A 13,320-nucleotide genomic window follows, 5' to 3' on the forward strand; every position below is an offset into this window, starting at 1 on the left:
GGGACGGGCGCTGCATCGAGGACGTGTACGCCACGGGGTGACAGAAGGGGCGGGACGTTGGTGGACTCCTGGGAGTGGGCTCGGCAGGTGCTGGAGGACGCGGGCCTCGACCCCGGCCGGCTCGCACGCGTCCGCCCCCTGAGCGGCGGCACGTACAACACCGTCGAGGAGCTCCTCCTCACCGACGGCACCCGGTACGTCCTCAAGGTCCCGCCCGCGTCCACCGTCCCCGGCCTGCGCCACGAGCGTGAACTCCTCGTCTCCGAGGCGGAGTTCTACCGCGCGGCCGCCACGGTCGAGGTCGCGGCGCCGCACGTGGTGGCCGTCGGTGCCCGCACCGGCGTACCGCACCTGCTGATGACCGCCTGTCCCGGAGACCCCTGGGACAGCTCGGTCACCGAGGCCGAACGGGCCCCGCTGCGCAGGGAACTGGGCCGGCAGGTGGCCCGGCTGCACACGGTGACCGGGCCGGGCTTCGGCTACCCCTCCCGCGCACTCGGCCCGCTCGCCCCCGACTGGCGGACCGCGTTCACCACCATGATCGAGGCCGTTCTGGCCGACGCCCGGGACTACGGGGCACGGCTGCCCCGCTCCGTCGAACAGACCGAGAGCACGCTGCGGGCCGGGTTTCCCGCACTCGACGAGGTCACGGTCCCCGCACTGGTCCACTTCGACCTGTGGGACGGGAACATCCTGGTCGACCGCCCGGCCGGCGGGGAGCCGCGCGTCGGCGGGCTCATCGACGGGGAGCGGATGTTCTGGGGCGACCCCCTCGCCGACTTCGTCTCCCTGGCACTGCTCGGGGACATCAAGAAGGACGAGGCCTTCCTCGCGGGCTACCGGGAGGCGGGTGGCCGGGCCGGGTCCGACGTCCCGGCCCGGGTGCGCCTGGCCCTCTACCGCGCCTACCTCTACCTGATCATGCTGACGGAGACCGTCCCCCGGGCGGTCGACGACGAGAAGGAACGCCGGGTCCAGTCGGCGGTCGCCCCGGAACTCGTCGCCGCACTGGACGAGATCGAGGCCCTCGCCAGGGTCACGGGAGCCTGAACAGCCTTGAACAAACGCACCGTACGCGACCTCAGACGCGCCAACCGCACGGCCGTGTTGCAGCGCCTCTACTTCGACGGACCCCTCAGCCGCTTCGAGCTCGGCCCCGTCACCGGCCTCAGCTCCGGCTCGGTCAGCAACGTCGTCGCCGACCTCGTGGCCGACGGCCTGCTGGAAGAGGCCGGGAGCGTCGACTCCGACGGCGGACGCCCTCGCACCCTGCTGCGGGTGGCGCCCGGTAGCGGCCACATGATCGGCGTCGACGTCGGCGAGACCCGGGTGCGCGTCGAGCTGTTCGACCTCACCCTCACCGAACTCGTCCGCGCCGAACGGCCGTTGACCCAGCCGGGCTACGACGTCGAGGCCATCGTCGGGCACATCCGCGACGGCATCACCGAGGTGCTCTCCGCCGCCGCGGTCGAGCCCGAGGCGCTGCTCGGCGTCGGTATCGGCGTGCCCGGCATCGTCGCGCACACCCCCGAGCGGGGGGCCGTCGTGCACGGGCAGACCATCGGCTGGGACGCCGTCCCGCTGGAGGCCCTGCTGCGCACCGGCTCCCCGCTCCCCGCCGGCGTCCGGTACTTCATCGACAACGGCGCCAAGACCCTCGGCCAGGCCGAGATGTGGTTCGGCGGCGGACGCGGTGCCCGCAGCGCCGTCGTCGTCCTCTTCGGCTCCGGCGTCGGCGCCTGTCTGGTGACACCCGAGGTGGAGCACGGCCGGGGGGTCGAATGGGGGCACCTCACCGTACGGGTCAGGGGGCGCCGCTGCCGCTGCGGTGCCCTCGGCTGCCTGGAGGCGTACGCGGGCGCCGAGTCGCTGCTGGAGCGCTGGCGGGAGGCGGGCGGCCGGCCCTCCGAGGGCGCCGACGAGGAGAGCGCGCTCACCGAGATGCTCGCCGCCGCCCACCCGGCCGAGGGCACCCCGGGCGATCCCGTGGCGCTCGCCGTCCTGGAGGAGACCGCCGAGTACCTGGGCGCCGGGCTGTCCGACCTGATCAACCTCTTCCAGCCCGAGCGGATCATCGTCGGCGGCTGGGCCGGGCTCCAGCTCGGCGAGCGGTTCCTGCCGGCCGTACGGCGCCATGCGACGGCGTACGCGCTGCGGTACCCGGCCGAGAAGGTCACCGTCGACCTCGGCCGCCTCGGGCCCGACGCGGTCACCGTCGGCGCCGCCATCCTCCCGCTGGCCGACTTCTTCGCCCGCGGCGGCCGGCGCCCCGAGCCCGCACCCGAGGGACCGGCACCGGCCTGGCGGACCGCCCTGGAGGAGCGCGCCCCGCACTGACGTTTCGCCGACCGGCGCGGAGGTACTCGCGCTCCCGCCGTGCACACGAAGGGAGAACACCGTGGACCACCGCAACGAAGGCCCGGGCGAGAACGGCGACCCCGTCCCGCGGGATCTGCCGGACCAGCAGGCCGGTGAGGGCGAGGACCCCTGGGAGGTCGCCGGCGTCCCGGACGGGGAACCCGGCACCGACGAGCCGGAGGACGTCCCCGACACCGACGAGGCGGGAACCGGACGGCAGGGGTCGGCGCGGTCGGACACCGTGCACCCCGAGCACCCGGGGGCCGAGGAGTCCTCCGGCTGACCCGGGCGGCCCGCCGGGTCAGCCCACCTTGCGGCCCTTCATCGGCTCCGTCCGCGCCCCCGCGCCCTGCTGCATCCCGTGCAGGAACTCCTCCAGGACCTCGGTCGCGGTGTGTTCCGGGTACCAGCCCAGTTCCGTACGCGCCCGCGTGCAGTCCATCAGGGGCAGCCGCAGCACCGCGTCGAACAGATGCGGGGACGCGGGCAGCAGGTGCAGGCCCCACGCGGCCGCGATCGCCGAGCGGGCCGCGCTGCGCGGCAGCCGCACGCGGCGGGTGCCGAGCATCTCGCCCAGCAGCTCGGCGTCGACCGGCGGCTCGCCGGCCAGGTTGAAGGCGCCCCGCACGTCCGAGTGCACCGCCAGCGCGTAGGCCTTGGCGGCGTCGTCGGTGTGCAGTGCCTGCACCCGCAGCCCGGGGATGTCGGGCAGGAAGGGCAGCAGGTCGGGCCGGGCGAGCTGGCCCGGCAGGAACCGGCCGCCGAAGATGCGGCGCTGCTCGCTCGCCGACTCCCGCTTGAAGAGGAACGCCGGGCGCATCCGGACGACCCGGACGGCGGGGTGGTCGCGCTCGAAGGTGTCCAGGGCGCGCTCCAGATACGCCTTCTCCCGGCAGTACGCGGCGTCCGGCCAGCCGTGCGTCGGCCACGACTCGTCCACCGCGTGCTCCTTGGGGCCCGGGGAGTAGGCGCCCACCGACGAGGCGTGCACCAGCGTCGGCACCTTCGCCGCCGCCACCGCCTCGAACACCCGGATCGAGCCGAGGACGTTGGTGCGCCAGGTCACCGCGGGGTCGTGCGTCGGCTGGAACGCCCACGCGAGGTGGATCACCGCGTCGGCGCCCGCGAACTCCTCGACCAGATCCGTCCGTTCCGAGGACAGGTCGACCGCGGACCACTCCGTCCTCGCGGGCGACCAGTCCGGGATCCGCCGGGCCAGGCCCCGTACGGAGCCGACCTCCGGATCCTCCGAGAGAAGGCGCACCACACTGGTTCCCACGTTGCCGGTGGCGCCCGTGACCACGATCCTGCTGCCGGTTGAAGTGCTCACCTTCAGGCTCCTTCGGGCCGCTGGGGCGGGGGGCCGCCCGAGTACCCGGCCTCCGGCGATGCACGCGACGCACACGACGGTCCGCGGCCGCGGGATGATCACCCCATGAGCGAGATCATCCTGATGTCCGACGCCCGGGTCGCCGCCGTCCCCGTCGAGGAGAGCGGCGAGCCCCTCGTGGACGTCCGCGGCCGTCTCCTGGTCGACGACCGCAAGCAGGAGGACTCCCTGGGCGCCGAGGTCTTCCTGCGCCGGGGTGTCCTCGACCGGCTGCTGCGGGCGCAGGCCCTGCTGCCCGGCGGACTGCGCCTGCTCTTCGTGGAGGGGTACCGGCCGCCCGCCCTCCAGCGCCGCTACTTCGAGGAGTACGCCGAGGAACTGCGCGTCGCCCACCCCGACTGGGACGCCGCCCGGATCCGCACCGCCGCCAGCCGCTACGTCTCCCCGCCCGAGATTGCCCCGCACAGCGCCGGCGCGGCCGTCGACCTCACCCTGGCCGACGCCGACGGCCGCGAACTGGACCTGGGCACCGCGATGAACGCCAACCCCGAGGAGAGCGACGGCGCCTGCTACACCGGCGCCGGGAACATCACCGAGGAGGCGAGGGCCAACCGGGCCGTGCTGGGCCGGGCGCTCAGCGCGGCGGGCCTGGTCAACTACCCGACCGAGTGGTGGCATTGGTCCTACGGCGACCGCTACTGGGCGCTGGTGACCGGAGCGCCCGCCGCGCTGTACGGGCCGAAGGAGGCGGCCGGTCTCTGAGCGACCCGTACGGGCCGAAGGAGGCGGCCGGTCTCTGTCAACCCGTACGGGCGGAAGGAGGCGGCCGGTCGCCGAGTCACCCGCCGACCGCCCGCGGGCCCCGGCTCAGGCGAACGCGTTCACGCCCGTGAGCTCCGCCGACAGGCTCCACAGCCGGGCGGCCTGCTCCGGGTCGGTCGCCCACGCCCGCACGCCGCTGCTCTGGTCGCCCTCGACGGCGGGCTCGGCGATGTCGCAGTCCTCCAGGTAGACGCCGCCCATCCCCGCGAGCTGGGGCGAGGTCGCCGCCCACACCTGCGTGGCCGCGCCCTGCTCGGGGCTCTTGAATCCCGAGGGGTTCAGGGCGTTGCCCTGCTCGTCGATCCAGCCGCGCTCCACCATCTCCGCCTTGGGGAGGTGGCGCTGCAACGGGGTGAGGATGCCGCCCGGGTGGAGCGCGAAGGCCCGCACCCCGCGGTCGGCGCCGAGCTTGTCGAGGTGGACGGCGAACAGGACGTTCGCCGTCTTGCCCTGGCCGTACGCCTGCCACTTGTCGTAGCCCGTCCGCCAGTGGACGTCGTCCCAGCGCATGCCGGAGAAGTGGTGGGCGCGCGAGGACACCGACACCACCCGGGCGCCGCCCGGCTCGATGGCCGGCCACAGCCGGTTGACCAGGGCGAAGTGCCCGAGGTGGTTGGTGGCGAACTGCGCCTCCCAGCCCGGCCCGACCCGGGTCTCCGGGCAGGCCATGATCCCGGCGCTGTCGATGACGAAGTCGACCGTGCGGCCCGAGTCGAGGAACCGCTCGGCGAAGCCGCGGACGCTGTCCAGGTCCCCGAGGTCGAGTTCGTCCAGTTCGACACCGCCGAGGCCGGCGAGGGCCTTCCAGGCGGTGTCGGGACGCCGGGCCGGGACGACGACCCGGGCGCCGGCCCTGGTGAGCGCACGGGTGGTCTCCAGACCGAGCCCCGAGTAGCCGCCCGTGACGATCGCGAGCTTGCCGGACAGGTCGACACCCGCGAGGACGTCGTCGGCCGTGCTGTGGGCGCCGAACCCCGAACCGATCTTGTGCTGTGCAGTGCTCATGCCGGGAACGCTACGAATTGGAGTGCTCTCGAAGTCAAGCCGGCCCGCCCGGCGCGCCGGTCCCGGACATGAGGAAGCCCCGACCGGACGGGGGAATCACGGTCGGGGCGGTCAGGTGGTGGGCACGGATGGCGGTCGCCTCTCGGCGAAAGGCTCCACAGGGCTTCAGCCGAACGATCGTCCCTGTGGGCGAAAGGTGAGGCCCGGGGACACTGTCCCATCCGTACCCACGGTCTGTTCAACGGGCAACGACCCTTCGGTGTTCCACCGTACGGCGTACTTCCGGGTGAGCTGCGTCACCCGTGCCGACCGGTCGGAACGGTCTCGCTCCACAGGTTCTCCGCCTGCAACAGCAGGGTCCCCAGCACCGCCGCGCCCTCGGCCCCCTGCCCGGCGTGCTGCCGCAGCCCCTCCTGGAGCTGACCCCGAAGTTCCCGCATCGCCGCCTCGGCGTGCTCGTCCGGCCGCGCCTCACCGTCGGTCGCCAGCAGCCGGTCGCCCTCCGCGCGGCACGCGTCGCCGATGAGCTGGAGCAGATCGGCGTAGGCATCCAGGGCCGGTCCGGCGGGCGGCACGGGGGCGCGGTCCTCGTCGGCGGCCACGGCAAGCGTCCGGGTGAGCGCGCGGACGTGCCCGGTGACCCGGCTCCAGCGTTCGTCCTCCTGCTCCGACGGCAGCGGCGCGGGAGGCCGCCGTACCGCACGCAGCGGGGTGGCGGTCAGCCGCAGGCTCTCCCGGCTCCAGGCACGCGCGGACCGCAGCGCCTCCAACCGGCGCTCCAGCCGGGACGAGGCGTGCGACCAGCCCTGGGTGTCCCAGGCACCCTCGCGCAGGTCACCGGCCACGGTGTGCAGGGTGTCGCCCGCCTCCCGGGCCAGCGCCGCGAGGTTCTCCCGTACGTCCCGCAGATGGATCGGCGGGAACACGAACGCGTTGACGGCGAGACCGATGACCGCCCCGAGCGCGGCCTGTCCCACCCGGTGGCCGACGGCCGAGGCCCCGGCGGCGCTGGTGGAGAGGGTGAACAGCGCGGTGGTGGCGCCGTAGATCCCCTGGTCGCCGAAGCGCGGCCAGTTCGCGAGGAGCACCAGCAGCGGCACGGACAGGGCCACCGCGCCCAGTGTGCTCCCGGTGACCGCCAGGGCCACCGACGCCAGCACGGTCCCGCAGCAGATCGCCGCGAGCTGCCGTACGGCCTGCATCAGCGAGCTGTACACCGTGGCCTGCACCAGCACCACCGCCACCCAGGGCGCCATCAGGGCCATCGGGTCGCCCATCCACACACCCGCCACCAGCCAGGCGAGGATCGCGGCGGCCGAGGCCTTGAGCGACTGCACGAGCAGGTCGCGCTCCCGCCCCGGCCCACGGCAGGCGGCACGGGCCGCCCGGCCCACGGCACCGGCCTCCTGCCGCAGGGCGTGCGTCGGACGGGGCTGTCGGCGGAGGGCTTCTGTCACACCAGTCATGAGCTGTGGGTTCCGTGCCGTCGGGCACGTCATGCCAGCGGACTGTCCGCCAGGGACGCCAGGAGATGGGCCGGGTCGTCGTAGATCGCCTGCGCGCCCGCCTCCTCCAGGTCGGCGCGGGGGATGCCGCCGCACAGGACGCCGACGCAGCGCACCCCCGCCCGGGTGCTGGCCTGCATGTCCCAGACGGTGTCGCCGACGAAGACCGCGCGCTCGGCGGGGACCCCGGCCAGCTCAAGGGCGTGCTCGACCGGCTCCGGGGCGGGCTTGCCCTCCTCGACGTCGTCGGCACTGGCGGTGGCCATGATGGCGTCGTCGGCGGAGATCGCCCGGCGCAGCGCGGACAGTTCCGCCCCGCCCGCCGAGGTGGCGAGGACCACCCGCCAGCCGTCGTGGTCGAGGCGCCGCAGCAGCCGGCCCGCGTCCCGGAGGGCGGGCAGCCGGTCGAAGTACTGCCCGTACAGGGCCTTGTGGGCGGCGCTGAGCTCGTCGTCCCGGTCCTTGTCGCGGTCCTCGCCGAGGAGGTGGGCGACGAGGTCGTCGGAGCCGAGCCCGATGGCCCGGTGGACGGCGTGCATCGGCACCTGGTGACCCGCCTGCCGCAGCGCCTCCCACCAGGTCGTCACATGCAGGTGGTTGGTGTCGACCAGGGTGCCGTCGACGTCGAACACTGCCGCCCGTTCCATGTACCGCTCCTTTTCCGTGGGGGCGCACGGGTACCACGTCAGGCGCCCGCCACTCGGGCCGGCACCCGGCCCTCCCGGGACCAGGCCAGCAGGTCGCCGAGGCTCCAGGTGGTCACGATCCGCTCGGCGGGCACCCCGCACTCCTCCGCCCGCTCGCAGCCGAGGATCTGCCAGTCGAGCTGGCCGGGCGCGTGCGCGTCGGTGTCGACCGAGAACAGCACGCCCGCCCCGACCGCCCTGCGCAGCAGCCGGCGCGGCGGGTCGAGGCGCTCCGGGCGGCTGTTGATCTCCACCGCCGTGCCCGACTCGGCGCAGGCGGCGAACACCTCGTCCGCGTCGAACTCCGACTCGGGCCGGCCCCGCCCGGTCACCAGCCGTCCCGTGCAGTGCCCGAGGACGTTCGCGTGCGGATTGCGTACGGCGGCCACCATGCGCCGGGTCATCGAGCGGGCGTCCATGCGCAGCTTGGAGTGCACGGACACGACCACGACGTCCAGGCGTTCCAGGAGTTCGGGCTCCTGGTCCAGCGAGCCGTCGTCGAGGATGTCGCACTCGATACCGGTGAGCAGCCGGAACGGCGCCCAGGTCTCGTTCAGGGCGGCCACCACGTCCAACTGCTCCCGCAGCCGCTCCGGGGACAGCCCGCGGGCCACGGTCAGCCGTGGCGAGTGGTCGGTCAGCACCGCCCACTCGTGGCCCAGCTCCGCGGCGGTGCGGCCCATCTCCTCGATCGGGCTGCCGCCGTCCGACCAGTCGGAGTGCAGATGGCAGTCACCGCGCAGCAGCGCCCGCAGCCTCTCGCCGCCCCGCGCCCGGGGCGCGGTGGACTCCGCCTCCAGTTTCTCCAGGTAGCCGGGCACGCCTCCGGCCAGAGCCTCGCGCACCACCTGGGCCGTCTTCGGGCCGACGCCCTTGAGCGACTCCAGCGAACCGGCCTGCGCGCGCTGGCGCACCTCGTCCGCGGACAGCTCGTCCAGCACCCGGGCCGCCGTACGGAAGGCACGGACGCGGTACGTGGGCGCCAGGGACCGCTCCAGCAGGAAGGCGATCCGTTCCAGGGCCTCGACGGGTTCCATGGCCACCTCCACCTCCAGAGTTCCCCAGGGGCCCGGGGGCCGCACGACGGGCGGGCGGTTTGTGCGGTACGGCGCCGGGTACTGCGATGCCTCACCGGATCACCTCCGGGTGTCCGGCAGTTGCCTGGTCGTCCCCCGACGACACCCCGCCCCACGAGGAGGCCGACATGTCCGCCCCCACCGAACCGCGCAGCAAGGTGGCCGTGATCACCGGCGCCGACTCCGGCATCGGCCGGGCCACCGCCGTCCGCCTGGCCCGGGCGGGGATGGACATCGGCATCACCTGGCACACCGACCGTGAGGGCGCGGAGGAGACCGCCGAGGAGGTCCGCGCCCTGGGACGGCGCGCGGCCGTGGCGCAGATGGACCTGACCCGGCTGCCCGGCGCCGCCGGCACCGTCGACGAGCTGTGCGACCGGCTCGGGCGGCTGGACGTCCTGGTCAACAACGCGGGCACCGGCACCATGACGCCGTTCCTGGACATCGGGCTCGACACGTTCCGCGAGGTCCTCGACGTCGATCTGGTCGGACCCTTCCTTTGCGGGCAGCGGGCCGCCCGGCACATGATCCGGCAGGGCGACGGCGGCCGGATCGTCAACGTGACCTCCGTGCACGAGCACCAGCCCCGGGTCGGCGCGGCCCCCTACTGCGCGGCCAAGGGCGGCCTGGGACTGCTCACCCAGGTCATGGCCCTGGAACTCGCCGAGCACGGCATCACCGTCAACGCGGTCGCGCCCGGTGAGATCGCCACGCCGATGACGGGCCAGGAGGACACCGACGTCCGCACCGAGGAGCGCCCCGGTGTCCCGCTGGGCCGCCCGGGTGACGCCCGCGAGGTCGCCGCGGTGATCGCCTTCCTGGCCGGGCCCGAGGCCACGTACGTCACCGGCGCGTCCTGGAGCGTCGACGGCGGCATGCTCAGGATGGGGCCGCAGGCCGGCTCGCACCTGGAGAACGACGAGTGGAGGCGCCCTTGAGACTGCGGACCAGTTCCTGCGACCGCCCCGGCTTCACCCGCGTCCGTTGTGGCCGGGGCTTCCGCTACCGCGACGCGGAGGGCCGGCCGGTCACCGACCCGGACGCGCTCGCCCGCATCCGCGCGCTGACCATCCCGCCCGCCTGGCGCGAGGTGTGGATCTGCCCCTGGCCCAACGGCCACCTCCAGGCCGTGGGCACCGACGACGCCGGGCGCCGCCAGTACCTGTACCACGAGCGGTTCCGTGAGCAGCAGGACCAGGCCAAGCACGAGCACGTGCGCGAGGTGGCCCGGGCGCTGCCCGCGCTGCGCGAGCGGGTCGCCGAGGACCTCGCGGGCCGGGGTCTGAGCCGCACCCGGGTCACGGCCTGCGCGGTGCGCCTGCTCGACCTCGGCTTCTTCCGGATCGGCAGCGACCGGCACACCGCCCGGATGGAGACCTACGGCCTGACGACCATGCTCCGCGAGCACGTCACCTGCGGTCGTGAGGAGCTCACCTTCGCCTATCCGGCCAAGGGCGGCATCGATCTGGTCCGCGCCCTCGTGGACGAGGACGCCCTGGCCGTCGTACGCGCGCTCAAGCGCCGCAGGCGGGGCGGGGACCGGCTGCTGGCGTTCTGGGAGGGCGGTGCCTGGCACGACCTGCACGGCGCCGACCTGAACGAGGCGCTGCGGAGGCTGTCCGGCACCGACGTCACCGCCAAGGACTTCCGCACCTGGCACGCCACGGTCCTGGCCGCCGTCGCCCTCGCCGTCACCGCCGAGGACGGCCGGGCCACCGAGACGGCCCGGCGCCGGCAGATGGCCCGGACCGTGCGCGAGGTCAGCCACTACCTGGGCAACACGCCGGCGGTGTGCCGGGCCTCGTACATCGACCCGCGGGTCTTCGAGCTGTTCGAGCAGGGGAGGACGGTCGCCCCCGCACTCACCCGACTGGGCGAGCACGGGGACTTCGGACGGCCCGCCACCCAGGGGGCGGTGGAGGCGGCTGTCCTCGACCTGCTGGGCGGATGACGTCCGCCTCTCCCTCCCGCGGGATGCGTTCTACGCTCGTTCCATGACCGAAATCGCGAGCCCGCACATCGGCAAGCCGCGGATCATGGTGCTCGGGGTCCAGCCGACCACGCCGCCGTTCCGCATCGTCGAGATCGACGGGGAGGTGGTCGGCGAGGCGAGGACCGTGACCGACGTGTTGGAGGCGGCCGCCGCCTTCGGCATCACCGTCCACGACCTGGACGATCCGGACGTGGTGCGCTGGGTGGGCGGCGACAAGTTCACCTGGACCCGGCACTGACCGGCCGGCTCAGCCGACCGTCCACTTCTGGTTGGCGGCGCCCGTGCAGGTCCACAGCTGGAGCCGGGTGCCGTTGGCGGAGTTGTTGCCGGTCACGTCGAGGCACTTGTTCGCCTGCTGGTTGACGATGTCGCGGGCGCCCGTGACGGTCCACCGCTGGGCCCCGGTGCCGTTGCAGTCGTAGAGCTGTGCCGGCGTGCCGTCCGCGGTGCCGCCGCCCGTCGCGTCCAGGCACTTGCCGAGCGCGCGGATCGTGCCGTCGGAGCCGACGGTCCACTGCTGGGCGGCGGTTCCGTTGCAGTCGTAGAGCTGGACGGCGGTCCCGTTCGCCGGATTCGCCCCGGCCACGTCCACGCACTTGCCGGCCAGGCCACGGATCGCCGAGCCGGTGGCCGTGTCGCCGGTGGTGACCGACACGTGGTCCACGACGAGCTGCTGCGGGAAGGCCGTGGAGCCGTCCGGGTCGCCGGGCCAGTAGCCGCCGACCGCGAGGTTGAGGATCAGGAAGAACGGCTTGTTGAACACCCAGGTGCGGCCGCCCAGGTCGGCGGGGGTGCGCCGCTGGTAGACGGTGCCGTCCACGGACCAGGTGATGGAGTCGGGCGCCCAGTCGACGGCGAAGGTGTGGAAGGCGTCCGCGAAGGCCTGCCCGTTCGGCAGGGTGTAGCCGGCGCCTATGCCGCCCGAGCCGGAGTAGCCGGGGCCGTGGATGGTGCCGTGCACGGTCGAGGGCTCGAAGCCGACGTTCTCCATGATGTCGATCTCGCCCGAGTCGGGCCAGTTGACCGGGGTGCCGAGCATCCAGAACGCGGGCCACATGCCCTGTCCGCGCGGGATCTTCATCCGTGCCTCGACGTGCCCGTACTGGGCGGTGAACTTCCCGGAGGTGTTGAGCCGGGCCGAGGTGTACTGGCAGGTGCCGTACCAGCACTGGTAGTTGGCCGGGTTCTCCTTCCGCGCGGTGATGACCAGGTGGCCCTGGCCGTCGAGGGCGGCGTTCTTGTTGCCCGACGTGTAGTACTGCCGCTCGTGGTTGTTGACGTTGTCGCCGGTCTCGATCTGCCACTTCGAGGAGTCGACCGCGGCTCCCGCGGGTCCGTCGAAGGTGTCGGAGAACGTCACCGCCGCCGCGGCGGCGGCAGCGGTGGGGGCGGCGGGCGGGTCCGCCTGGGCGGTACCGGAGGCGATCAGTACGGCGGACAGCGCGGTGAGGAGACATCCGCGCAGCAGGCGTGAGGCGGCCACGGCTCATCCTTCGGGAGTGGGGGGTGAAGGTGTCGCCTCTTGATTTAAGGAGTGAGTTAAGGGGTCGTCAATACTTTGGTACAGACCAGAAGTCGAGCGGACCGCCGGACCGCCTACGCCTTCTTCTCCTTCGCCGGCTTGTGCACCGCCCGGCTCAGCCGCCGCCCCAGCAGCAGATAACCGATCAGGGCGCCGGAGGTGTTGAGGATGACGTCGTCGATGTCGAAGGCCCGGCCCTCCACCAGCGCGCCCTGCGCGAACTCCACCAGCAGCATCACGACGGCCGTCAACAGCACGATCCGCAGCATTCCGCGCGTCTTCGGGGCGATGATCGGGACCAGGATGCCGAACGGCACACCCAGCAGGATGTTCCCGCCGATCTGCTTGACCGCGTCCCGCATCTCGGGCTGGTCCAGATATGCCTTCAGGGATGCGCCGGGATGCAGGTTGGTGTGGGTGAGATCGACCGACGCGGGCGAGGGTTCGAGCGTCAGCCGGGCCAGCACGACGGCGAACGCCACCATGAACGCGAAGGCGAACACCATCGCCACGAAACGGACGACGAGCGAGAGCGGGTCCCGCCGGGGACGGGTGGGTTTCGCCGCGCGCTCGGTCTTGGGAGTGCCGGTGTCCGACCCCGCTCGCGAACGTGAGGGCGCCCAGGCCATTACATTCCTCCGCTCATCAACTTCCCTGTGTCGTAAGGCGATTACCCCTGAACGTTCCGAGGATGCCGCCGCGCCCCGACCGGACTCCGGTTTCCCCTCCGCTTGCGCGCGACGGGCGCTTCCCGGGCGACGGCGCGGGGAGGCGGCGCGTGTGCGCACCGGGGAACCGGGCACGCACGCGATCGGCCGGGAACTGCACGCACACGGGCGGCCGGACGCCGTGGTCCTCGCCGCGTTCGTCCTCCGCCTCGGCAAGTCCGTCACCGAGCAGGGCGCGGGGGCCGGACACCGTGCTGTGCGCGGCGGCGAGCTCTGCGGGTCGCCACCCGCGTGCACCGGGGCGGCGTCAGGGCCGAGGCGGGGTCCCTCACCTCCGTCCACCGGACCCCGGCCG

Annotated in this window: 14 protein-coding genes; 7 read left to right on the forward strand and 7 right to left on the reverse strand. The window is 73.5% G+C overall.

From position 1 onward, the window contains the following. The first annotated feature begins 57 nt into the window (after positions 1–57). The 3 genes from ACIQJT_RS03145 to ACIQJT_RS03155 all read left to right on the forward strand — a co-directional run bounded on the left by ACIQJT_RS03145 (position 58) and on the right by ACIQJT_RS03155 (position 2,641). Positions 58–1,050: a phosphotransferase family protein gene (locus tag ACIQJT_RS03145; protein WP_402639394.1), complete on the forward strand. Its 993-nt coding sequence runs from the start codon at positions 58–60 to the stop codon at positions 1,048–1,050. Between the two features lie 6 nt (positions 1,051–1,056). Further along, entirely contained in the window at positions 1,057–2,337 is a 1,281-nt protein-coding gene (locus tag ACIQJT_RS03150; RefSeq protein ID WP_365459344.1) for an ROK family protein, read from the forward strand. 61 nt (positions 2,338–2,398) lie between these two features. Beyond that, positions 2,399–2,641 (forward strand): hypothetical protein, encoded by a 243-nt coding sequence (locus ACIQJT_RS03155; protein ID WP_365459341.1) that lies wholly within the window; start codon positions 2,399–2,401, stop codon positions 2,639–2,641. Between the two features lie 18 nt (positions 2,642–2,659). Here the strand turns inward: ACIQJT_RS03155 and ACIQJT_RS03160 are convergent, their stop codons facing one another. After that, positions 2,660–3,688 carry an SDR family oxidoreductase gene (locus ACIQJT_RS03160; protein ID WP_365459338.1) on the reverse strand — a complete coding sequence of 343 codons (1,029 nt, stop codon included), beginning with the start codon at positions 3,686–3,688 and terminating at the stop codon, positions 2,660–2,662. A gap of 105 nt (positions 3,689–3,793) precedes the next feature. Between ACIQJT_RS03160 and ACIQJT_RS03165 the strand changes: the two genes are divergently transcribed. Continuing rightward, positions 3,794–4,450 carry a M15 family metallopeptidase gene (locus ACIQJT_RS03165; RefSeq protein ID WP_402639397.1) on the forward strand — a complete coding sequence of 219 codons (657 nt, stop codon included), beginning with the start codon at positions 3,794–3,796 and terminating at the stop codon, positions 4,448–4,450. A 105-nt stretch (positions 4,451–4,555) separates the two neighbouring features. Here the strand turns inward: ACIQJT_RS03165 and ACIQJT_RS03170 are convergent, their stop codons facing one another. The 4 genes from ACIQJT_RS03170 to ACIQJT_RS03185 all read right to left on the reverse strand — a co-directional run bounded on the left by ACIQJT_RS03170 (position 4,556) and on the right by ACIQJT_RS03185 (position 8,743). Further along, on the reverse strand, positions 4,556–5,515 hold the full coding sequence (locus tag ACIQJT_RS03170; RefSeq protein WP_402639399.1) for an SDR family NAD(P)-dependent oxidoreductase: 960 nt from the start codon (positions 5,513–5,515) through the stop codon (positions 4,556–4,558). 296 nt (positions 5,516–5,811) lie between these two features. Next, positions 5,812–6,981 carry an aromatic acid exporter family protein gene (locus ACIQJT_RS03175; RefSeq protein WP_402639401.1) on the reverse strand — a complete coding sequence of 390 codons (1,170 nt, stop codon included), beginning with the start codon at positions 6,979–6,981 and terminating at the stop codon, positions 5,812–5,814. A gap of 29 nt (positions 6,982–7,010) precedes the next feature. Further along, entirely contained in the window at positions 7,011–7,667 is a 657-nt protein-coding gene (locus tag ACIQJT_RS03180) for an HAD family hydrolase (RefSeq protein ID WP_402639403.1), read from the reverse strand. Positions 7,668–7,705: 38 nt separating this feature from the next. After that, the gene (locus tag ACIQJT_RS03185) at positions 7,706–8,743 is read right to left on the reverse strand and encodes a PHP domain-containing protein (protein WP_402639405.1); all 1,038 of its coding nucleotides are present in this window, start codon (positions 8,741–8,743) and stop codon (positions 7,706–7,708) included. Positions 8,744–8,910: 167 nt separating this feature from the next. Between ACIQJT_RS03185 and ACIQJT_RS03190 the strand changes: the two genes are divergently transcribed. From ACIQJT_RS03190 to ACIQJT_RS03200, 3 genes are read left to right on the forward strand one after another with little or no spacing between them, the layout of a single operon-like run. Continuing rightward, a complete protein-coding gene (locus ACIQJT_RS03190) occupies positions 8,911–9,720 on the forward strand; it encodes an SDR family oxidoreductase (RefSeq protein WP_402639407.1) in 810 nt (269 codons plus the stop codon). Then, a complete protein-coding gene (locus ACIQJT_RS03195; protein ID WP_402639409.1) occupies positions 9,717–10,733 on the forward strand; it encodes a DNA topoisomerase IB in 1,017 nt (338 codons plus the stop codon). The genes ACIQJT_RS03190 and ACIQJT_RS03195 overlap by 4 nt, the downstream gene beginning before the upstream one ends. A 43-nt stretch (positions 10,734–10,776) precedes the next feature. Then, the gene (locus ACIQJT_RS03200) at positions 10,777–11,013 is read left to right on the forward strand and encodes a hypothetical protein (RefSeq protein ID WP_053852781.1); all 237 of its coding nucleotides are present in this window, start codon (positions 10,777–10,779) and stop codon (positions 11,011–11,013) included. Between the two features lie 9 nt (positions 11,014–11,022). Here the strand turns inward: ACIQJT_RS03200 and ACIQJT_RS03205 are convergent, their stop codons facing one another. Then, a complete protein-coding gene (locus ACIQJT_RS03205; protein ID WP_365459314.1) occupies positions 11,023–12,258 on the reverse strand; it encodes an RICIN domain-containing protein in 1,236 nt (411 codons plus the stop codon). Positions 12,259–12,371: 113 nt separating this feature from the next. Then, a complete protein-coding gene (locus tag ACIQJT_RS03210) occupies positions 12,372–12,926 on the reverse strand; it encodes a VanZ family protein (RefSeq protein WP_365459311.1) in 555 nt (184 codons plus the stop codon). Between the last annotated feature and the right edge of the window lie 394 nt (positions 12,927–13,320).

Source organism: Streptomyces sp. NPDC091972 (assembly GCF_044756385.1).
In the GTDB taxonomy this organism is placed as follows: Bacteria; Actinomycetota; Actinomycetes; order Streptomycetales; family Streptomycetaceae; genus Streptomyces.